General features: G+C 50.4%; 17 protein-coding genes. 14 read left to right on the top strand and 3 right to left on the bottom strand.

Translation table 11 applies throughout. From position 1 onward, the window contains the following. Positions 1-254: 254 nt before the first annotated feature. Genes ACNQKP_RS01315 through ACNQKP_RS01290 form a run of 6 tightly spaced genes read left to right on the top strand, consistent with a single transcriptional unit; the run spans position 255 to position 4,748 of the window. Positions 255-488 (top strand): ferredoxin, encoded by a 234-nt coding sequence (locus ACNQKP_RS01315; protein ID WP_011163159.1) that lies wholly within the window; start codon positions 255-257, stop codon positions 486-488. Beyond that, positions 478-1,143 (top strand): endonuclease III, encoded by a 666-nt coding sequence (gene nth, locus ACNQKP_RS01310; protein WP_088566288.1) that lies wholly within the window; start codon positions 478-480, stop codon positions 1,141-1,143. The genes ACNQKP_RS01315 and nth overlap by 11 nt, the downstream gene beginning before the upstream one ends. Positions 1,144-1,157: 14 nt before the next feature. Further along, on the top strand, positions 1,158-1,640 hold the full coding sequence (locus ACNQKP_RS01305; protein ID WP_417862320.1) for a DoxX family membrane protein: 483 nt from the start codon (positions 1,158-1,160) through the stop codon (positions 1,638-1,640). A gap of 3 nt (positions 1,641-1,643) precedes the next feature. Then, on the top strand, positions 1,644-2,684 hold the full coding sequence (locus ACNQKP_RS01300) for a thiamine ABC transporter substrate-binding protein (RefSeq protein WP_417862318.1): 1,041 nt from the start codon (positions 1,644-1,646) through the stop codon (positions 2,682-2,684). A 29-nt stretch (positions 2,685-2,713) separates the two neighbouring features. Continuing rightward, positions 2,714-4,144 carry an ABC transporter permease gene (locus ACNQKP_RS01295; RefSeq protein WP_417862316.1) on the top strand — a complete coding sequence of 477 codons (1,431 nt, stop codon included), beginning with the start codon at positions 2,714-2,716 and terminating at the stop codon, positions 4,142-4,144. Further along, positions 4,116-4,748, top strand: a complete 633-nt coding sequence (locus ACNQKP_RS01290; RefSeq protein WP_417862314.1) for an ATP-binding cassette domain-containing protein — start codon at positions 4,116-4,118, stop codon at positions 4,746-4,748. The genes ACNQKP_RS01295 and ACNQKP_RS01290 overlap by 29 nt, the downstream gene beginning before the upstream one ends. 140 nt (positions 4,749-4,888) lie before the next feature. Here ACNQKP_RS01290 and ACNQKP_RS01285 read toward each other — a convergent pair whose 3' ends face one another. Further along, on the bottom strand, positions 4,889-7,618 hold the full coding sequence (locus ACNQKP_RS01285) for an ATP-binding protein (protein WP_417862312.1): 2,730 nt from the start codon (positions 7,616-7,618) through the stop codon (positions 4,889-4,891). Positions 7,619-7,723: 105 nt separating this feature from the next. On the opposite strand from ACNQKP_RS01285, the gene ACNQKP_RS01280 reads away from it, so the two are divergent. From ACNQKP_RS01280 to ACNQKP_RS01260, 5 genes are all read left to right on the top strand, one after another. Next, positions 7,724-8,464, top strand: a complete 741-nt coding sequence (locus ACNQKP_RS01280; protein WP_417862310.1) for a substrate-binding periplasmic protein — start codon at positions 7,724-7,726, stop codon at positions 8,462-8,464. A gap of 110 nt (positions 8,465-8,574) precedes the next feature. After that, positions 8,575-9,288: a 3D domain-containing protein gene (locus ACNQKP_RS01275; RefSeq protein WP_417862308.1), complete on the top strand. Its 714-nt coding sequence runs from the start codon at positions 8,575-8,577 to the stop codon at positions 9,286-9,288. Positions 9,289-9,348: 60 nt separating this feature from the next. Further along, positions 9,349-10,386, top strand: a complete 1,038-nt coding sequence (locus ACNQKP_RS01270; protein ID WP_417862306.1) for an alpha/beta fold hydrolase — start codon at positions 9,349-9,351, stop codon at positions 10,384-10,386. A 123-nt stretch (positions 10,387-10,509) separates the two neighbouring features. After that, the gene (locus ACNQKP_RS01265) at positions 10,510-11,418 is read left to right on the top strand and encodes an N-acetylmuramoyl-L-alanine amidase-like domain-containing protein (RefSeq protein WP_417862305.1); all 909 of its coding nucleotides are present in this window, start codon (positions 10,510-10,512) and stop codon (positions 11,416-11,418) included. 469 nt (positions 11,419-11,887) lie between these two features. After that, on the top strand, positions 11,888-12,712 hold the full coding sequence (locus tag ACNQKP_RS01260) for a flagellin (protein ID WP_417862303.1): 825 nt from the start codon (positions 11,888-11,890) through the stop codon (positions 12,710-12,712). A gap of 181 nt (positions 12,713-12,893) precedes the next feature. On the opposite strand, the gene ACNQKP_RS01255 is transcribed toward ACNQKP_RS01260, so the two are convergent. Beyond that, positions 12,894-13,532 carry a transposase gene (locus ACNQKP_RS01255; RefSeq protein WP_417864078.1) on the bottom strand — a complete coding sequence of 213 codons (639 nt, stop codon included), beginning with the start codon at positions 13,530-13,532 and terminating at the stop codon, positions 12,894-12,896. Between the two features lie 439 nt (positions 13,533-13,971). Here ACNQKP_RS01255 and ACNQKP_RS01250 point away from each other — a divergent pair, with 439 nt between their 5' ends. Together ACNQKP_RS01250 and ACNQKP_RS01245 are read left to right on the top strand one after the other, a co-directional pair. Further along, positions 13,972-14,805 carry a flagellin gene (locus tag ACNQKP_RS01250; RefSeq protein WP_417862301.1) on the top strand — a complete coding sequence of 278 codons (834 nt, stop codon included), beginning with the start codon at positions 13,972-13,974 and terminating at the stop codon, positions 14,803-14,805. 340 nt (positions 14,806-15,145) lie between these two features. Then, a complete protein-coding gene (locus ACNQKP_RS01245; protein ID WP_417862299.1) occupies positions 15,146-17,293 on the top strand; it encodes a zinc-dependent metalloprotease in 2,148 nt (715 codons plus the stop codon). Here ACNQKP_RS01245 and ACNQKP_RS01240 read toward each other — a convergent pair. Further along, a complete protein-coding gene (locus tag ACNQKP_RS01240; protein ID WP_417862297.1) occupies positions 17,283-19,631 on the bottom strand; it encodes a phosphoenolpyruvate carboxylase in 2,349 nt (782 codons plus the stop codon). The two genes, ACNQKP_RS01245 and ACNQKP_RS01240, sit on opposite strands and share 11 nt — an antisense overlap. A 144-nt stretch (positions 19,632-19,775) precedes the next feature. Between ACNQKP_RS01240 and ACNQKP_RS01235 the strand changes: the two genes are divergently transcribed. Then, entirely contained in the window at positions 19,776-20,159 is a 384-nt protein-coding gene (locus ACNQKP_RS01235) for a flagellar protein FlaG (RefSeq protein ID WP_417862295.1), read from the top strand. Positions 20,160-20,173: the final 14 nt, after the last annotated feature.

Below are 20,173 nucleotides of genomic sequence, written 5' to 3'. Positions count from 1 at the left end.
GGCCTTTAGGACCAAACCGCTTCGGACACATCCTCGCGGACGTGGTCCCTTTCGGGACCTACTGCTGCGGAACTTGCGGTTTGTTCCTAAAGGCCCTCTGGGGCTCATATATAGATACTATACGAGGGACGGGGTGGGGACCCAGTGAGTAACATAGGACGGCCTGAAAAATGCGACCCAAGTCGGGAAGGGGGTTTGACATCAAGGGCAAAAGCCTTATATTAAGGCGGCTTGGCCCCCCTAAGGAGTTTGTAATGGCAGAGAAAAGTCAGTCTTGGAAAGAAAATAAGCCCGGCAAGATGTTCGTGGATCAATCTTGCATTGCTTGTGATGCCTGCGTTCTGACGGCGCCAAAGAACTTCTCTATGCATGAGGAAGACGGCCACGCGTTCGTATCCCGCCAGCCAGAGACTCCGGAAGAAGAAGCTCTGTGCAAAGAAGCGATGGAAGGTTGCCCGGTTGAGGCAATCGGAAACGATGGCGAGTAAGAAGTCCCCGGCAAAAAAGCCCTCTGCCAAAGAGGCGGCGGCTCTTGCAACTATTGAACTTCTCAAGAGATATTACCCTGACGCTTATTGCGCCCTGAACTATACCAATCCCTTTGAGCTTTTGGTGGCCACCGTTCTTTCTGCCCAGTGCACGGATGAGCGGGTTAATATGGTGACTCCGGCGCTGTTTAAGAAATACCCAACCCCGAAGGCCATGGCGAAAGCGCCGGTCGAATCCCTGGAAGAGCTGATCCGCTCGACCGGTTTTTATAAAAACAAAGCCAAAAATCTGAAAGCCTGTGCGACCACCCTGGTGGAAAAGCACGGGGGCGAAGTCCCGCAAAATCTCGAGGCTTTGGTCGAGCTGGGCGGCGTAGGCCGCAAGACCGCCAATGTGGTGCTGGGAAATGCCTTTAATATTCCAAGCGGGATCGTCGTGGACACCCACGTGACCCGATTGGCCAACCGCTTTGGGTGGGTAAAGACTGACAACGCGGTGATGATTGAGCGTCAACTGTCAAAGTTCGTCCCCGTTGAAGATTGGATCATGTTACCTCATTGGCTGATTTCTCATGGTCGAGCTGTCTGTAAGGCGAGAAAACCTGCGTGCAGTCATTGCTTTCTCGAGGAGACTTGCCCTAAGAAGGGTGTCTAGTTCACAATGGCTTCATGTTAGTTTCATTCTTTGAGAGCGTTAAATACGTAGGTCATCTTCTTCCGATCTCTTTTTTAAGAATCTTCCTGGGTTACTATTATCTGGAACATGCCCTGATGAAATATCGTGGTGATTTCCTGACCCGCCCGCGCATTGCGGATCAAATGGCTGAATGGCTTCCGGCCAGTCATGCTCCGAACTGGTTTAAAATCTTCGCCAGCTCCACGATGATTCCCAACTGGCAGACTGTGGCCTTCATTGTTCTGGGTCTGGAGTTTGCGGTCGCTATTTCCTACATCATCGGATACGTGGTTCGTCCGGTGGCATTCCTTGGGGTGCTGTTGTGTGTGACCATGCTCTTTATCTCGGGCCCGGCTATGGAGGATTTGTATAAAACCTTCCTGGCGATTCACCTGATTCTGGCTTGGGTCGGAGCGGGACGCTGTCTGGGCTTTGACTATTATTTCTTCAAGCGCCGTCGCGGACTTTGGTGGTAGAGCGTGAAGCACTTTGTTCTTTTCCTGACTGTTGTATTTTTGGGCCTGTTCCTGGCAGTGCTGAACCGCACGGATACGTCAGCCCCGAACAGTTCACTTCCCACTGTGCGTGTCTTTGGTTATGCGTCCTTCACCGGTCGCTGGGGACCGGGACCGGCATTGAAAGACCTGTTTGAAAAAAGCTGTAAGTGCAAAGTGGAGTTCATCGAAGGCAGTGATTCTGGAATTTTGCTGCAACGTCTGAAAATCGAAGGTGAAAGCCTTGGTGCGGATGTTGTGGTGGGCCTGGATCAGTTTGATCTTTCCAAAGCGGTGTCTGAGCAAAGCTGGAGAAAACTTAGCCTGGGTCAGCTGGATGTCTATGATGCCGTGAAACCAGCCTTGGCTAACAGCTTCTTTGTTCCTTACGACTGGGGTGCTTTGACCTTCGTTGCCCGCAAAAATGAACTGATGCGCATGCCATCGTCTTTGGATGATTTGCTGGCGCCAGAGCTTGCCAAGAAAATCGCCCTACAAGACCCGCGCACCAGTTCGCCGGGGATGCAGTTCCTGTACTGGGTGATTCGTTCCAAGGGCGAGGAAGAGGGTTTCCGTTATCTGCAAAAGCTGATGACTCAGGTTCATAGCTTTTCCCCGACATGGTCCACGTCATATGGTCTTTTCACCAACAAGCAGGCCAAATTGGTTTACTCCTATGTGACATCGCCGCTGTATCACGAAATCGAAGAAAAAAAGAAAGACTATGTGGCTTTGCCGTTCAGCGAAGCCCTGCCAGTGCAGTTTGAATTTGTGGGCATTCCTGAATTCTGCCGCCACTGCGATTTGGCTGAGCAGTTCGTGAATCTGATGCTTTCCAACGAAGGCCAGAAGATCATCATGGAAAAGAACTATATGTTCCCCGTGATGAAGGGTGTGATGGAAAACACCGCCTTTGCTCCTTTGATGAATGTCAAAACCATGCAACAGGTTGAGATTCTTTCTTCCACCGAAGTGGACCGCCTGCTTCGCCGTTGGACAGAGATCCGCCGGGGCGATCTCAATTGAACCTGCGCCAGTGCCTCAGAATTGGCCTGGTGCTGTTTCTGATTTTTCCATTCCTGTTTTTACTGACTCAGTTTGGTTTTTCCGGCTGGCCCGACATGGGCGAGCTGGTCTGGGCGTTTAAGAACAGCTTCCTGCAGGCATTTTTTTCTTCCGTCTTTTCACTGATCATGGGTTTTTGGGTGGCGCTGGGTTTATTGACCCTGCACTCGGCCCGCGGGACCAGGATTCGCTGGGGGCTTGAGATTCTGTGCCTGCTGCCGAACTTTATGCCGCCGATCTTTATTCTGCTTTCCACTCTGAACGTGATTGATCCGTTCCCGATGGGAATCCCCGGGATTGTGATCGTGCACACATTAATGAATTTCGGCCTGGTGGCGGTTTTGTTGGCGTCGACCATTGAAAACAAACTGGGCGGCATGATCGAGCTTGCTTATGTCGAAGGGGCGGGCCGCTGGCAGTTCCTGCTGCGCGGGTTGTTCCCGATGCTGAAAAAAGATTTCTGGCTGCTGGGTTTGTTTATTTTTGTGATCTGCTTTGGCAGCTTCGCGGTGCCATTGATCGTCGGCGGTGGGCGTGGCACCACCGTGGAAGTTCTGATTTATGAAAAGATCCGTCTTTCCAGCAATTGGGGAGATGCGGTTTTGCTGGCCTTCCTGCAATCGGTGTTTATCTTTGCCCTGTCCTTTGTCGCCAGCCGCGGCAAAGGCGTGCACAGCACTCGCACAGCGAACTTAAGTCTGCTGAAAACACCAACTGGGATCATTGTTATTGCCGGGCTTTCCTTCTTGTATCTGTTTGGGTATGTGCAGGGTTTCTTGTCAGGACTTTCGCAGATTTCCACTTTCTATGAATTGCAGTCCGCTCTAATCTGGAACTTTATTGGCAGTCTGACATTGGGAATGAGTGTGGGGATTTTATCCTATGCCGGCCTGATGCTGATTGCTTACTGCTGGCCGAAGGCTTGGTTTGAAAGATTCCTCAATGGCTATGTGGCGCCGTCAACTTCCTTGGCCTGTTTCTGTCTTTTGATTTTAGGCCCCAATGAAGGTTTCTATCCGTTTATCAAAATTCCTGTGGCATTGACGTTGCTCAGTCTGAACAGTTTGTTCCGCATGGGCTGGGACAGCGAGCTGCACGCTTTGCAAAATCAGATGACGGTGGCTTATTCCATGGGGGCTTCCAAGGCGCAGATATTTAAAGAAATCCTGTTCCCACAGCTTTCAGGGCGTGCGGGGTTGCTGGCGGGGATTGCGTCGATCTGGGCTGCGGGTGACTTCGCCGTATCGCGGATTCTGGCACACCGGGATCTTAGCATCGCCATGATGACGGAAACTTTGATGTCAGGTTATCGCCTGAATCAGGCCATCGTCTTAAGCAGTTTGATTATTGTCGCCGGTTTGATTTGTTTTGTTTTATGTGTGGGAGGCAGCCGTGTCCTTGGTCGAAAATTTGCACCGTGATTACGGAGACTTCAAGTTGGACATCGATACCTGGGAAATCCTGGATGAGGGCGTCACCGTGTTGTGGGGGCCGTCGGGCTCTGGAAAAACCTCGGTGTTTCGCATCCTGCTGGGGCTTGAGAACTGCCCGGGATTTAAGTGGACTTATCAGGGGACGGATCTGGCAAAGCTGAAAACTCCGGATCGTCATTTGGGCGTGGTGTTTCAGACTTTGGATCTTTTTCCGCACCTGAGTGCTGAAGAAAACATGATGTTTGCGGCCCGGGCCCGCAAAGTGGATCCGGCGAAATCCAGTGCGCGATTAAAGGAACTTTCATCAATCCTGAAAATGGAGTCCTTCCTGCAAAGGCCGGCGGCGGTTCTTTCCGGTGGAGAAAAGCAGCGTGTTGCCATTGCGCGCGCCTTGATGGGCGAGCCTCGTTTGCTTTTGCTGGATGAACCTTTTTCCGCTTTGGATCAGGAGCTGCGCGATGAAAGCCGTAAACTGGTGAAAAGTGTGATTGAGACCGAGAAAATTCCAACCTTGCTTGTGACCCACGACCAGCGTGACGTGGAGATCCTTGGCAACAAGGTCACCACCATCCGCAACGGCCGCTTCGCTTAACCGGCTGGTGAAAAAGGCCCATCTGCTGCGTTGTCGGGCGGCCTTCTCGCTCCGACGTGCTTGGAGCACGCCTGCGCTGCGAGGGCCTACTCCGCCTTGCATCTGAACCTTTTTGACCAGCCTTAAATTTTGGTAGGCTGTTATCCCAGGTATCTTTGAATCATTTCCAGCAGGGCTGATTTTTTGATGGGCTTTGTGACGTGTTCGCTGCAGCCCACATCCAGGGATTTTTGCATGTCTTCAGCCATGGCATTGGCGCTCACTGCGATGATCGGAATCGGTTTTAAGCCCTGGTCTTTTTCCCACTGACGGATCTTGCGGGTGGCCGCATAGCCATCCATCACCGGCATCTGAATGTCCATCAGAATCAAATCAAATGGTTCAGCCAGAACTTTTTCAACAGCTTCTTTGCCGTTTTCGGCCTGCACAACTTCAAAGGGCAGTTTCTTCAGGTAAGTCAAAAGCAGGAAGCGGTTGTCTTCGGTGTCATCCACCACCAGAATGCGCGCAGAACGGGTGACCGTCAGTTCACTCATCGGTGTTCGTGGTGTGGTGTCGGCCACCGGCATTTTTTCCGGTGCCGCCAGCTCTCGCGGAGCTTCGGTTGGAACGTAAGGAACTGTGAAATAGAACGAACTTCCGGTGCCTTCTTCACTCTGGAACCAGATGCGGCCGCCCATCAGCTCAACCAGATTTTTTGAAATGGTCAGGCCCAGTCCGCTGCCGCCGAATTTGCGGGTGATGGAACTGTCTGCCTGAACAAAGCTTTGGAACAGCAGATGTTGTTTGTCTTTAGGGATCCCGGTGCCGGTATCACGGATCGTGAAGCGCACAAACTTTTGCGAATTGCTGTCAAAGTCCAAGGACACGGCGATCTCGCCTTGCTGGGTGAACTTGATGGCATTCCCGATCAGGTTGAACAGAATCTGGCGCAGACGGGTCGGATCCCCGATGACCAGAGGAGCGCGGTTCTTCGGCAGATTCACACTCAAAGAGAACTTCAGATCTTTTTCCGTCGCCTTTTGTTTCAGGATGTCGCAGATATTCGTGGTCGTTGATTCCAGGTCAAATGCGATTTTTTCCAGACGAACTTCACGGGCTTCGATTTTGGAAATATCCAGAATATCGTTGATCAGCGCCAGCAGATTTTCACCGGCATTCGCACACACACGCACCAGCTGGGATTGCTCCGGCTTCAAATCGGATTCCGCCAGGATGTCGGTGATACCGATGATGGCATTCAGCGGGGTGCGGATCTCGTGACTCATACGAGCCAGGAATTCGGATTTTGCCTGAGATGCTTTCACGGCCTGTTCACGCGCCTCGATCAGGGCGGTTTCTGCGGTGATACGGTCGGTGATGTCGGTGCAGACGAACACGAAGGTCAGATCTTTGCTGGTTCGGTTGGGAAGGGCCGCCCAGTTCATCAGGACCGGCAGGCGACGTCCGTCCTGAGCCGTGATCTCGGCTTCGATACTGTGACGGGTTTGCAGCAGCCAGGTGTAGTTATTGAATTCTTCCTGTGTGTTGATCAGTTGTTTAAGATCCACATGGGAAATCTGATTCATGGAATAGCCCAGGAACTTCAGCGCCGATTCATTGGCCTGGGAGATCATGTACGACGCCTGTCTCCAGTCGTCGTGATGGCTCACTTTGACGATGAACAGGAAGGCCTTGATGGATTGAATGACACTGTCCAGGAACTCTTTGGAAACGGTGGTGGTTTCCAAACGGTCGGCCAGCTGATTGTACTTGCTTACCAGCAAACCGATTTCGTCTTTGGAATTGTAATTGATCTTCTGGGTCAGGTTGCTTGTTCCCAGCTTTTCCAGGCGGTCGGTCAGAAGCTGGATCGGTTCCACGACTTTTCCGGTGGCGGCAAAGGTTGCGAAGAAGAACAGGATAAAGATCAAAACAGCCGCAGCACTGGAGGCAATGGCGATGCGATCCAAAACGGCAAAGGCTTCGCTTTCGTCAATCTTGGTCTGGATGTACCAAAGCTCTCCGTTGGGCAGATAAATCTTTCCGATGGAACGAATGACTTTTTGCCCGCGATAGTCGGTGCCCAGTTCGCGCACCTCGCTCAGGTTTTCAATTTTCTTGATGTCTTCATCGCCGCGGTTGGAGGAAAGGACTTCGGCTTCAAGGCTGCCTTGGGCGGCTTGGCTGGCCTCGACACGGAATCTTCCGGTGTTGCGCAGACTCCAGTCTTCACCGTAGATCAGCGTCTCGCCCGTTTGGCCCATGCCGTGGGTTGGCCACGCGAAGTTGTCACTGGTGATACGATCGATCTCCGAGATTGAGATTTTCAGGACCAGAACACCAACGGGGCGCAGGTTGCGATAAATCGGAGAGGCAACAAATCCGGTGGCAGAGTTGGGGTTCAGGCTGTCCTTGTCGAAGTCCAGGAAAAGGGTTGAGCCCTCTTGAGCCTTCACACCCCAAGTGTAGATGTCCTTGAGTTTTGATCCTGGTGCCAGACCGGTGGACACCGAAGAGCCGTCTTCGATGTCTTTGCGGGTCGTGTAGACCACAACGCCCTGATTGTTGATCAGCGCCATGTCGTAAATGTTGAAGTCCAGGACATAGTTGTCCAGCAGGCGGCGGAACTCAGGCAGGCTGTCGACTTTCTTTTCGTGCAGCAGATCGTCCGTCAATTCGTGAGAAGAAATCAAATTGATCGCCGTTTGCAGATCACGGAAATAGTTTTCAATGGAGCTGGTCTTGCTGATACGGATTTGAGTCAGACGTTCATAGGTGCTGTCGATAACAGTGGATTCGACAATTTTGAGGCCAATAAGCGCAACAACAAACGTCGCAAGAAAGACGGAGATTAAATTGAATAAGAAAATTCTTAAACGTAATGTCATGCTTATTGATTAGCCTATGCATTTTTAGTGATATCGTATACGTCTTCCTAGTTCAATCAGCGAGTGACATACAAGCAGGAAACTAGGCTTGGGAGTAGAGGTTAAATGAATGTAATCAAGGCGATCTTTCTGACGGCAGTGCTGCTGCTCACAAGCTCGCGGTCCTATGCGGAACGCTGGGTTGTGATGACACTGGAATGGCCTCCTTTCACCTGTTCTCGCTGTCCCGAAAACGGAGCGGCAGCAAAGGCTTTGAAAGACACTCTCAACAAGGCCGGTGTGAGTGTCGAGTTTGTCTTCTATCCTTGGACTCAAACACAGAAAAAAGCCGAACAGCCCGATGTGATCGGCTATTTTCCTTCTTGGAAAGAGGTGCTGCCGGGTTTTACTCGCTCGGAGCCTTTGTTTAAATCTCCTTTGGGTTTCATTCAGCAAAGAAGCAAGCCTCTGGTCTGGTCAAAGCTGCCGGATCTCAAGGGAAAGAAGTTGGGAGTCACAGACGGGTACAGTAACACCACGGAGTTCAATCGTCTGGTAAAGGAAAAAGTGCTGACTGTCGAATCTGTGCAAAGTGACGACACCAACGTAAGACGGGTGGCGCTGGGGCAGATTGATGGTGCCTTGATGGATATCAACAACGCCCGGTATCTGATTTCAAGAACTCATCCGGACTATGTGGGCCGGGTTTCTGTCAATCAGAGAATCCTGGAAGACAAAGAGCTTTACGTTGCCTTTAACACCCATAATCGTGATAAGGCGGCTAAGCTTAAAAAGGCCCTGGAGAAGGTCAATTTTCAGCGCATCGTCGATGACTATCTGCTGAAATACTTTCTGCGCATTGATTAAACTTTTGCCATCAGTGTAAGCCTTACATGTGCTCTCTGTATTTTTCCTGCCAAGTCGGAAAACCCCTCTGAAGTTTGCTATAAATAGCAGGAACAAAGGAGGGCCTAAATATGAAAATTTCCATTCAGATTCTGGCTCTTCTTGCGTCTGCCTTGTTGCTTAATGCCTGCGCGGCTTCGAAATCCAGCGACGGTTCGGGGTTAAGTCCGACCATTTACTACAAACCCACAATTCAGCTTGATAAAAACAAGTGCTCTTCTGCATCACTGCGCGATCTGCTTTCACCCGACGGGCGTGTGCTGACGACCCTGTGTGATTCTGATTATGCCCAGTGTCTGCTTCAAGGTTCCTGCCTGATAGAGGATGATGGTGTGGCGACCTCTTACAACTATCATTCAACCAAAGACGGCGTGGCTCGTTTTATCGTGACGGACACCAAGGCTTGTCCTTTCGGTTACGGTGTCAGCAATGCATGTCTGGATCCTTATTTCTCGGCGGCGGCGGATTTGAAAATCTATAAGTTGGGTGATGTGCTTTACATTCCACGCCTGGTGGGTGCAAAGATGCCAAATGGTGAAGTTCATGACGGGTACATCGTCATTCGCGATGCCGGTGGTGGAGTCAAAGGGGCGGGCCGTTTTGATTTCTTCACGGGATACATGGATCATCGCAATAAGAAAAACACCATGGCGCGGCTCGGTTTTGGGGATCCCAAGAATCGCATTGAATATCGTGTGGTCCGGGGTGAAGAAGCGGCCAGTGCACGAGAACGCCGGGGATTCCCGGGGCTAAAAAAATCCATTCTTGAAGAACAGCAAAACTAGGTTAAAAGCTCTAATTTTTTGCTGTTGCCAACACCCAGAGCCTTTGTTACTTCCAGCTTCATGAAAACAATCGCTCTGTTCATTTCAGTTTTTCTGGTATCACTGACAGCCGCGGCCAAGGTTCAACATCTTCGTTTGGGAACAGGCAGGGTGATTGCCTATGAATACATCCAAACCAATAAAGCCTCTTCCACTTTGATTTTACTTCCCGGAGTCAACCGCGCCCTTGGTGCGGGCGATCGGTCGGTGCAACTGCTGGCAGAACAGGGGTGGAATCTTTTGCTGCCTTCATTGCCAGCCCATCCTCTTTCCATTGAAGGCCTTTCAGCAAGTGAGACGCCGTACTTCCTGTACGATTCGACAATTCGTTCTGCGGATTTTTCTTCTGACATTGAAAAACTGGTTGCGGCTTTGAAAATCAAAGACGCCGTTCCGGTCACGTTGTCTTACACGTCGACCGTAGGGGCATTTTTAAATCCAAAACTTTTCCCGCATGTGATTGAAACTGTGCCGTTGGGCATTCCCACTGAAACTAATCCTGAAGCGGCCAGGAACGCCGAGCTTTGGGAAGGCTGGCTGCGCATGAATCCGCTGATGGCTCCGTTCTGGATTCGTCAGTTCCGTGATCAGGCTTACACTAAGCACTGGGGGGCGACTGTTGATGCGAATCTTGCCAGTGACCCCGAATACTACGGCGCAAATCCGCGCACGGCGGATATCAAGGCGGGATACGTGACGATTGCCCGCGCGGCGGAAGATTTTGATCTGACCAAGGTGGATTATAAAGCAGACGCGGTGACTCGTGATTTTATTCTGGCGGGCGAGGAAAATTCGGAACGTTTAAAAAATCAGATTGTGGCTTTGAAAAACTATCTGCGCACAGGTAAGCCCGTGCGTGTGATTGTGGTGGCAAATGCCGGGCATGTGCTGCCGTCGGAATCCCCGTCGGTGTATGCGGCGGCGATTGGATTACTTGCGCAGGAACCAGTGTCTGCGACGGTGTCTTTCATGGTGGTGCGCAAGGCAGCGGATGTGCGCAAAACCCAGTGGCTGGGGGCTTCTGAACTGGAGGCCTGGATGAGCGAGGCCGTGAAGTAGCGGCTTTAAATGTCGCTGTGTCAAAGTGATACACAGTTTTTGTCGGCGAGAATGAATTAAACGGGGGCTCTTTGAGTCCCCGTTTTGCTTTGTAGGGGAATGCTGGATTTTCATGAGGTGACTATGAAACGTTCTCTGCTTCGATCACTGCTTGTGTCCTCCCTGATTATGGGGATGGTGCCGGCTTATGCGTTGGCCGAAGTCACCGGGACAGAGCAGCGCCTGCAAAGCCTTTACACCTCAACAGCGCAATTGAATCAGGGGCAGGGCAAAGACCGTGTGTCGTTGTTTGCTTTGCAGTTCCTTTCTGAAAAAAGCCCGTACATCGTGGATCCTCTGGGTGAAGGCCAAGGCGGTGATGTCAGCCAGGGACCGCTTTATCGCTTTGATGGTTTTGACTGCACGACGTTTGTGGAAACAGTGCTGGCATTGTCGTTGTCGTCGACTCCGGAGCAGTTCCGTGTTCGGATGAATCAGATTCGCTATGAAAAAGCGGTGGTGTCATACGAGTCGCGCAATCACTTTCCGAGTATCGACTGGATTCCCAACAATATCGAAAACGGCTTTGTGAAAGACATCACCGGGTCTATTGCCGGGTCTAAAACCAAGTGGTCGCAGACGTGGATTGAGAAAGACGTGTGGTTTGCAAAGAAGGGGCAGGCTTTTGTGGGCATGAGCCGCGACTTCAAACCCGAGCTGGGACAGCTTCCTTATATCGCCAAAGAGGATCTGCTGAAAAGTCCTGAGCTGATGGATAAAATCCCCTCTGGGACCATCTTCCATGTGGTACGCCCGAACTGGGATTTGCGCAAAGCTATCGGTACGCGTCTGGATGTTTCGCACATGGGCTTTTTGATTCGTGAAAAGGGTGTGCTTTACATGGTTCACGCCAGCAACGGGGCTTCTCGTGATGGCAGTGACGACGATAAACGTGTGAAGAAAGAGTCTTTGCACGGCTATGTCGAGCGCGTGATGATGGCTTCGCCGACCACCGCGGGAGTCAACATCCTGGCCGTTCGTAAAACACCTTAGGGTTTTATGCGTGTAACATAAGTCTTCGATAAAACATCGTTTTTTAGCCCTTGGTCGGGCCTCACCTAGACCTTGGTCAAAAATTTTTGAGTCCTTAATATCCAGTAAAATCAAGCACTAGCAAAACCGCCAAAAAAAATCCTAGACCTTGGGCTAAAGTTTTCTGGACCTAGGTCCGAAGAGTTTGTTGTACACGTTGGGCAAGCTAAAAAGGATCTCCAGATCAAATCAGGATACCTCCTCTCGAAGCTCAAGCTCCTCTCAAGAAACGTCCAATCACCGTTTCTTAAGAGGGGCGGCTCCAACCTTAAATAAATTTTTTAAAAGTTTTAAGAGTTACTAAAAACAAAATCAGATCACGGGACGTAGGCGGATTTCGGGTGTTCAAAGGGTAAGTGGTGCTACCTTAGATCATTTTAGATTCCATCAAAAACCAGCGGCTCGGATCTCTAATCCCAAGGGGGGTTCTATGGGCTTAAGAATCGCAACAAACACCGCATCTATCGCAGCACAACGCGTGCTATCCAAACAACAGAAACGCGCAGAGCATGCCGCACAGGCATTGGCTTCTGGTAGCCGTATCGTAAATGCGGCCGACGACGCCGCGGGCTTGGCGATTTCTGAGAACTTCAAAGGACAATTGAAAGGTATCGGTCAGGCGCGAAACAACGCCAACAATGCCATCTCATTTGTTCAGGTCAGTGAGGGGGGCTTGAATGAGGTCTCCAACATTCTGGTGCGTCTGCGAGAGCTGGGCGTACAGGCCGCTTCCGATACTGTGAGTGACACAGAGAGGGAGTTCCTAAATAAAGAAACCCAACAACTTATCCAAGAGGCGGATCGTATTGCCAAGACGACAGTCTTCGGTACGAAGAAAATGCTTGATGGTTCTGCCGGAGCTATGGAGTTCCAGGTGGGTGCCTACTCGGATGAGAATAACGTAATCAAATTTGAATTCGATGCTGATGCCACTTCAAGTGCGCTGGGGATTGATGGTATTGCGATGGCCGAAAGGGGCGATGCGCGAGACTCTTTGGAAACGGTGGATAAGGCCATCGAAAAGGTCTCGGGTATGCGCGCGAACTTCGGTGCGATGCAATCCCGAATGGAGTCCGCAGTGAGTAACCTGGATGTGTCCTATGAGAACTTGTCAGCGGCAAATTCTCGTATCCGTGACACCGACGTGGCCAAAGAAACTGCCGAAATGACGTCTGCAAGTATTTTGCAGAATACGGCGGTGTCGGTACTGGCACAAGCCAACCAGTTGCCTCAAGTGGCGATGAAACTGGTCTAATTATAAAAAAACAAAATTTTTAAGATTCACATTCGCGATTAAGGAATGTCGGGAGAAGCCTGTTCTGGGATAAGGCTTCTCTCGGGAAGAGGGGTCGCCCACATATACTCCTCGTCTTAAGCCCACCCCGGGGACACCCGTCCCCGGGGATTTTTAGAAGGTGCCTGGTGATTTTTTACACCTACAGCGCGTCAACTTCTAAATGGGACGGACGACTTTTATAGGGGCTGATTTTAAAAATACTTCTTCTCAGACCTTTTTGAATCTTTTCCCAATCTTCGTGTCCGGGATCCGTATTTAGCCACTCTAATGTGGCAAACCGTGAGCCCCAGGTCTCCCAGTGAGTGTCATCACATACGGGAACTTCCATCTTTTCCAATCCAAGAAGGCTTCTTAATGTCGAATATCGATAGTCTTCGACTCTTTCGCAAAGCCCCGCCATGACCGGATTTCTATATAAGTATTTATAGGCATGTTGATAGTAGAGCTGGTTCGACAGCAGACTGCGGTGAAACCTTGATCCGTAGGTGACGTTGATTCGGTCGCTGAATGTCCGAAGGTCTCTTCCGGATTCCGACATGAAGAAGCGCATTGCTTCACTTAAATTTCCATCGGGTGCTGAGGCAATCAGATGGAAGTGGTTACTCATCAATACAAATGCATGAATTCGAATTCCAAACGCCAGATGTATGAAGTGCAGATGCGTGGTCATCACTCTCCAAACATTCTCTGGCTCTACAGAAAACCAGTCGCGATTAATGCATCTGGCAGTGATGTGATATGGCAGTTCCGTATGACAAATGAATCTGTTTCTTCCCATACATAAGTAGTCATTCAAATGAAATTCCTAGATCAAAGCCTTTCAGACCTTCGTTTTAGATCCGGATTCTGACTTTTTGATGCGGTGTAGGTGTAAAAAGTCACCAGGCACCTTTCTTTTGGTCGGGTTGGACGTTGGGTGGGACTGGACCTTGGTATTGAAAAAGGCAGGGTTTTGGTCTGTTTTTCAGGATCTTAGTCCAACTTTTACTGGATCATGGTCCAGAAGTGCTGGACGCGACTAAAGCCTTTCAAGACCTCGCCGAAAGGTATGTCAGAAGCAACGACGCAAACCAAGTCGAAGCTCTCGAGGAACCCGCAAGGAGTGATTGCCTTACGAAGATTCGCTTGAGAGAGCCAGACAAAAGTTTGGGTCAACAACGTGTACAAACTGGCTAGCCTAAGTAGGTATAAGGCGGCCGATTTAATGGAGGTCCCAAATGGGAATGAGAATTTCTACGAACGTATCCGCTATCAACGCACAGAGAACAATGGTGAACTCTCAGCGTGAAATCGGTAAATCAATGTCACAACTTGCATCCGGCTCCCGCATCAATAAAGCGGCGGACGACGCAGCAGGGTTGGCGATCAGTGAAAACTTGAAATCACAGATCAGATCCCTGGGCCAAGCTTCCCGAAATGCGAACGATGGTATCTCCATGGTTCAGACGGCAGAGGGTGGTTTGTCCGAAATTTCCAACATCCTGACTCGTATGAGAGAATTGGGTGTACAGGCTTCCTCTGACACTATCGGTGATACAGAGCGCGGCTTCCTGGATAAAGAGGTTCAGCAACTTAAATCTGAGGCTCAGCGTATTACTCAGACTACTAGATTCGGTACAACAAAACTTCTGGATGGTTCCGGCGACAAGTTCGACTTCCAGGTAGGTATCAACAATGACCCTGAAGCAGATAGAATCTCCTTCAACGCCGGTGAAACAAATGCATCCACGTCTTCTTTGGGAATTGACGGTTTCGACTTCTCTTCCAAAGAAGGTGCACAAGAGGCACTGGCAGCAGTGGACTCTGCACAATCTCAAGTGAACGGTTACCGCGCAAATCTTGGTGCCCTTCAGAACAGATTGCAGTCCACAGTTGATAACTTGGGTGTGCAACACGAGAACATCTCCGCAGCTAACTCTCGTATCCGTGATACAGACGTAGCAGCAGCAACTGCAGAGACGACTCGTAACCAGGTTCTATTGCAGGCGAATACATCAGTGTTGTCTCAAGCCAACGCGATGCCAAACTCTGCACTAAGACTGATTGGTTAATATTAGAATTGTTTTATAAGGATTTGACCTGAGAGGATACCTCCGTTTCCTCTCGGTACCAACCTACCCAGGAAGACATGGGTCTTCCTGGGGTACTTTACGGGTTGGGATTCCTCGCAACATAATTAGGATCATACGGTTGCCTCGGTTCACGGGGTTTTTTGCGTTTGGTCTGTCAGTCTGATGTCAGCCTAAGCCGTGGAGCAGTTCTTGCTTTGCTGTAATTCCTGAAAGTTTAAGCCTGTTAAGTTGGATATGGTGTCCGGCTTAGACCCAATTTTGGGTTCGCTGTCTCGTTTTTAGACGGCGGCAAGTGGTTTAAATCGATTTGGGAGTACGTATGCTGTCCTGGAGCCGTTCTGCATTTGCCATGCTTCTTTGCTCATCCATGCTGGTTGCTTGTAGCAAAGAGACTGAAAAAATCATCGTCAAGGACTCTCTGCCTCCCGGGAAAATCGAGGCATCCGCCAAGGTCAGTAAAAATCATGTGACCTTTGAAAAGTCCTCTTTGGGAAAGCTGTTCATGCTGGTTCCGACGGTTATCGAGTCGTCCAGGTCCGCTGCGCCCAGCTTCTTCCGCCCTCAGTTGATTTCTTTTGAAAGAAGCGGAGATCGCATCGCGATTTTCAATCAGACCGTCAAAGACGTCGTCGAGACTGTCACCGCTGACCAGCTGATCCAGAGTTTTGCAATTGTCGATGAAACCGCCGATCAGGTGGTGTTCGACATGGGTCAGGGCTTCCTGTCCATGAATTTACAGGATTCGATGGAAATAGTTCTGCCGTACACGTATTCCGACGTGATCGAACGTGGCGAACGCAAGCTGGAATCTCATCTGGATATCAAGGATTCTTACGTTAGTTCTTTGTCCCTGCGTAACAACTCGATCTTTATGAAGCAGGTGATCCGTGTTGTGGAAAAGGCCCGTGAAGCGGGCGACGCAAGCAAGGAGGCCGAAGAAAAGCTGAAACAGATCGGTATGAAAAAGCCTGAAAAGTTTGAGACCAGCAAAACTCTTTTCTTCGAGATCAAACCTTACGTTCAGAACGATGAGTTTAAGTCCAAGCCCATGGATGCGCAGAATCGTTTTGGGTTCTTCATCAACAACACCTTCAAGAAAGGTGAAGACAACATGAAAACCCAGATCATCCGCTGGAACACCGATGAAAAAGCCGGTGACATCCGCGTATTGATCGACGCCAACGTTCCGAAGAAAATGGAGACAGCAGTCAGAGAGGGCGTGACATACTGGAACCGCGTTCTGGGGCGTGACGTTCTGAAGATTGAAACCGGCTACAAGGATTCCGATCCGCAAACAGACCGTTCAATCGTGATTCGCTGGATTCACTGGGATAACGGGTTTGGTGCTTACGCCAATGCCCAGGTGGATCCCCTGACGGGCGAGGCCTTCCGGGGCTTTGTTTATATGACGTCCTCTTTCACCAAAAAAGAAGACATGACGGGCGGTGGACAGAACGATTTGTTCTCGTTCAAACATGGCGATCTGTGCGGGATGAGAGTCGATATGAATCAGCCGGATCAGGAAGACAATGTGCGTGCTGTGATAGCCCATGAAATGGGTCACGTTCTGGGGCTTCGCCATAACTTCGCAGGCAGTTCTTCCGTCGACCATTCGGATGCCGAAATCAAAGAGGCTCTGGAACAGCGTAAGAATGGAAATCCAGTCGCGGAAAAGTCTGTCGTTACCACGGTAATGGATTATACGGATAATGCCGCATCTTTGGTGTCGGGGGCTTTCATCAAAGACAAGGTCATGCCTTATGATCAAAAAGCCATCGACTGGGCTTATAAAGGCATCGAGTCCGTGAAAAGCAAAGGCATGTATTGTTCGGACGAACATATTCTGGAAGCGGGAACTGGCGGAAGAAATATCATTGGTTGTGATCGTCAGGACACGTACCGCAATGTCTTCTTTGCAGAGCGTGAAAAGATTCTCAGCAGTGCGAAGGACAGTTTGAATGGCACCATTTCTTCTTTGGAGTACATGAAGAAGGCCGGATACAAGATCGAGCACAAAGCCTATGTTCAGGTCACCTTCAATCCGTCATTGGAGATTGCAGAACTCCTGTACAAAAGCGACAAGAAAAATCCTCTTTTGACAATTGCCGATGTGGTTGAGGACTACATTACTCCGTACATGCGTTGGGGCTACACTGGGAAAGACTTTAACAGTGGGAGTACAACAGGGGACGCTGAAATCAGCGAGCAACTGAAAGAAGTGGGCGGATTGACGGCTTATCTGAAGAGCTTAAGTCCGACGGTGAACGATCCTGAATTCTTCCAGAATCTTGCCAAAGAAGCCCTGGCGGCGGGCAAGTTCGACAAGATCGGTTTGACCCCTGAAGAGCTTGTCGTGGTTAAAGAAGGCCTGTTGGAAAATTCGGCGAAACTTGACGCCGAAGCCACAGACCTTGCCATGAAGGCCATCGACGTTAACAAGCTTCGCGACACCATCACTAACCGGTAGTCAGCATCCCACTGGCAACACCGGTGACTGTTTCCCGCAGCAGCTTGATATCTTTGGTTTCAAGGGCGACAAGCTGCAGGACGTTCAAGGGATGAATCAGCGGCGAGCGCAGGCCGATGCTGGTTTCAAGCCACGGGCGGTACCATAAAAGACTTTTCTCCCGGGCGATTTCCCGGATGCATTTGACAGCTTCCGCATACTCTTTGCGGAAGCTGTTTTCGTATTTAGCGATGGTGCCTTTGCTTAAGCGTGAAGAGCGCAGATACATAAAGAACACGTCCATCTCGATTTTTTCCAAGGTGAAACCCACGGCCTTGATATAGCTGCGGAACATCGCGGATTCTTTAAAGGCACTGCGGTACTGGTTCTTCTCTGAAGCTGTTAGATCTTTCCAGTGACTTCCCAATCCCCACCATGTCGGGAACAGGGCGCGGGTTTGGGTCCAGCACAGAACCCAGGGAATGGCGCGCAAGCTTTTAAGTTGCACCGGCCCCTGGCGCTTGGAAGGACGTGAACCCATGCGCAGGTCCTTCATGAACGAATAGGGCGTCGCTTTTTCAATCAGCTCCAGAAAGTCCGGCTGTTGCAAAGTCTGCTGATAGCTTTGTTGAATTGAATCTGACAGCTTCTGCAGGACTTTGCGGTTGATGGTTGAAGTCCGTGTTGCCGGGGCCTGTTTGCGTGCATCGCGGTTTTGAACCAGCAAGTTCAGTTGTCGCTGCAAAATAGCCGGAGAATTGTAACTGCGATAGATCATTTCCCCTTGAACCGTCATCTTAACATTCTTCAGGGCCGAAAGCGGCCACCACTCGGTCTGCTCTTGAATCGAACCGCCACCGCGTTCGATGCTGCCACCGGACCCGTGGAAGAAGATCGGAACCAAGCCCTGTTTTTCAATGACGGACTCAAGCCCCTGCATCGCAGACTGGATCAGGAATCGAGACGGGAAGGATCCATTTTCTTTGGCCGAGTCAGAATACCCCAACATCACTTCCAGCTGAGCTGACCAGTGCTTTTTGATCAGGGCTTTGTTTTTCTTTACGGCCAGGAACGTGCTTATGATTTCCGTACTGTTTTTCAAAGAATGCGAACTTTCAAACAGCGGCACCACCGGCAGTCGGGGGCCTTTTAGCATTTTTGAGCTAAGCTGGATCCCAGCCTCGATGTCTTTTGCGGATTCGCACTGACTCAAGATAAAGCCACGCACATAGTTGCGCGGACTATGGTCAGGACTTAGGCGTGCCAGGGTCTTTAACATGCGGCTGATGTTCATACGCGACCTTGAATCACCCAAAGCCTCATGCACCAGGCTGCTGTCTTCGCGAATTTCAAGCGGCACCACAAGGCCCGGAAAGATTTTTAGCAGATAGCGGATGCGGTTCAGGGTCGGGGACTCGGCTCCAAAAATGCTCTGCTGTTCCATCGCAAGGTCATGGACTGATTTGCTTAAGGCGTGCACCCGATTGGCATCGCCGGTGGAAATACGACGGGTTTTTATCAGGTTTCTTTTTACAGCCACAGCGTGCCTTTGCAGTTTTCGAATGTCGTTTTTTTGCTGCAACCCAGATCGTGACAGCGGAGCCAGGTCGGCAAGATAAGCAGTGAATTGTGTTTTGACCCAGCTGTGCAGGCGGGCCCGGGACATACTAAGGCTTCCCAGCATGGTTTTGTCATTTACTCCCGGATGTCCGTCCTTGTCTCCGCCCACCCAGGTGCGGATGTAAAACGGAATCTGGGCATGGCGTTGTTGCAGATAGATTTCAATGATGTCGTCTTGAAGCACCAGTGAGTAGATGTACTCGGCCTCGTTCATGACTGAGGGCTTTCGCTGCTTGGACATCGGAAGCTGCCAGGCCATCCGAAGCAGTGCATGCAGTTCTGCGGTCTGATCATGCCTTTCTGTGGTCAGACGCTGCAAAAGCAGCTGATGAATCTTGCGGAAGTAAAAAATGATGTCGCTGTTGCGGGATTCCGTCGGGTGCGCCGTCAGCACATGAATAATGCGCCCATAAGCGTGGCCTTCTTCACTCAGCGGCGCTGTCTTTTCTTCCAGCAGGCGGTGAGTGCGATACGCAGATTCGCAGGCATTGATCAGCTCCAGCATCAGAGCAAAGGAATGGGCGATCTCAAAGCGCTGCTGGGGCGAAAGAATTTCCATGTCGTTCTTCAGTTTCTGCAAACCCTTAAGCTGTCCGCCTTCTTTGGACTTCACAAAGCGGCGGATATTCTCGATTCGCTGAGACTGCTTGGCACCCAGTTCGGCTTCGATGACGTGTCCGAGTTCCGTCACAGCCCAGTTCACAAGTGAGGTTAATTCTTTTGCCAGAGCTTTTTGCATGCTTGCTCCTATCCGTTGGAATAGTTTAGGACCCTTTCCTTCGTCGAGGGAAGTCGTATATTGGGACGACTTCTGTCTGGTTATGATGCGGTGTAGGTGTAAAAAGTCACCAGGCACCTTTTGGGGAGGGGGGAATGTGCCGATATGTTGGGCATGAATATCAAGGGACTGATTTCCAACATTATACCGAACAATGAAGTTCGCCATGTTGATTCGATCGGAAAGACGATTCAGTCCGACTCTACTCACGATCGTGATGCCAATGGGCAAGAGCAATATCAGAATCAACAGCAGCAGCGCGAGCCGATGACGGAAGAGCAGCTTGAAAAAGCCATGGAGCATCTTCGTAATTTGCCTGCGATGAAAGAACACAAGTGGACTGTCGAGCTTGAAGACGAAGGCGACGGCCGCTTTGTTGTCGTGAAGGACAACCTGGGAACGATCATCCGCCGAATTCCTGAATTGGAATTATGGACCTTGCCATCTGATAACTCTCCTCGAGGACAGCTACTTAAGCGTTCGGCTTAAGTTTTAATTTCAAA

The sequence above is a fragment of the Bdellovibrio bacteriovorus genome, assembly GCF_048286975.1.
In the GTDB taxonomy this organism is placed as follows: domain Bacteria; phylum Bdellovibrionota; class Bdellovibrionia; order Bdellovibrionales; family Bdellovibrionaceae; genus Bdellovibrio; species Bdellovibrio bacteriovorus_H.
This window is presented reverse-complemented; position numbering and strand designations above follow the sequence as displayed.

Excerpts from the sequence above, each read along its gene's own strand:
- ACNQKP_RS01315 (WP_011163159.1), top strand. The coding sequence starts at position 255 with ATGGCAGAGAAAAGTCAGTCTTGGAAAGAAAATAAGCCCGGCAAGATG.
- nth (WP_088566288.1), top strand. The coding sequence starts at position 478 with ATGGCGAGTAAGAAGTCCCCGGCAAAAAAGCCCTCTGCCAAAGAGGCG.
- ACNQKP_RS01305 (WP_417862320.1), top strand. The coding sequence starts at position 1,158 with ATGTTAGTTTCATTCTTTGAGAGCGTTAAATACGTAGGTCATCTTCTT.
- ACNQKP_RS01285 (WP_417862312.1), bottom strand. The coding sequence starts at position 7,618 with ATGACATTACGTTTAAGAATTTTCTTATTCAATTTAATCTCCGTCTTT.
- ACNQKP_RS01280 (WP_417862310.1), top strand. The coding sequence starts at position 7,724 with ATGAATGTAATCAAGGCGATCTTTCTGACGGCAGTGCTGCTGCTCACA.
- ACNQKP_RS01275 (WP_417862308.1), top strand. The coding sequence starts at position 8,575 with ATGAAAATTTCCATTCAGATTCTGGCTCTTCTTGCGTCTGCCTTGTTG.
- ACNQKP_RS01270 (WP_417862306.1), top strand. The coding sequence starts at position 9,349 with ATGAAAACAATCGCTCTGTTCATTTCAGTTTTTCTGGTATCACTGACA.
- ACNQKP_RS01265 (WP_417862305.1), top strand. The coding sequence starts at position 10,510 with ATGAAACGTTCTCTGCTTCGATCACTGCTTGTGTCCTCCCTGATTATG.
- ACNQKP_RS01260 (WP_417862303.1), top strand. The coding sequence starts at position 11,888 with ATGGGCTTAAGAATCGCAACAAACACCGCATCTATCGCAGCACAACGC.
- ACNQKP_RS01255 (WP_417864078.1), bottom strand. The coding sequence starts at position 13,532 with ATGGGAAGAAACAGATTCATTTGTCATACGGAACTGCCATATCACATC.
- ACNQKP_RS01250 (WP_417862301.1), top strand. The coding sequence starts at position 13,972 with ATGGGAATGAGAATTTCTACGAACGTATCCGCTATCAACGCACAGAGA.
- ACNQKP_RS01245 (WP_417862299.1), top strand. The coding sequence starts at position 15,146 with ATGCTGTCCTGGAGCCGTTCTGCATTTGCCATGCTTCTTTGCTCATCC.
- ACNQKP_RS01240 (WP_417862297.1), bottom strand. The coding sequence starts at position 19,631 with ATGCAAAAAGCTCTGGCAAAAGAATTAACCTCACTTGTGAACTGGGCT.
- ACNQKP_RS01235 (WP_417862295.1), top strand. The coding sequence starts at position 19,776 with ATGTTGGGCATGAATATCAAGGGACTGATTTCCAACATTATACCGAAC.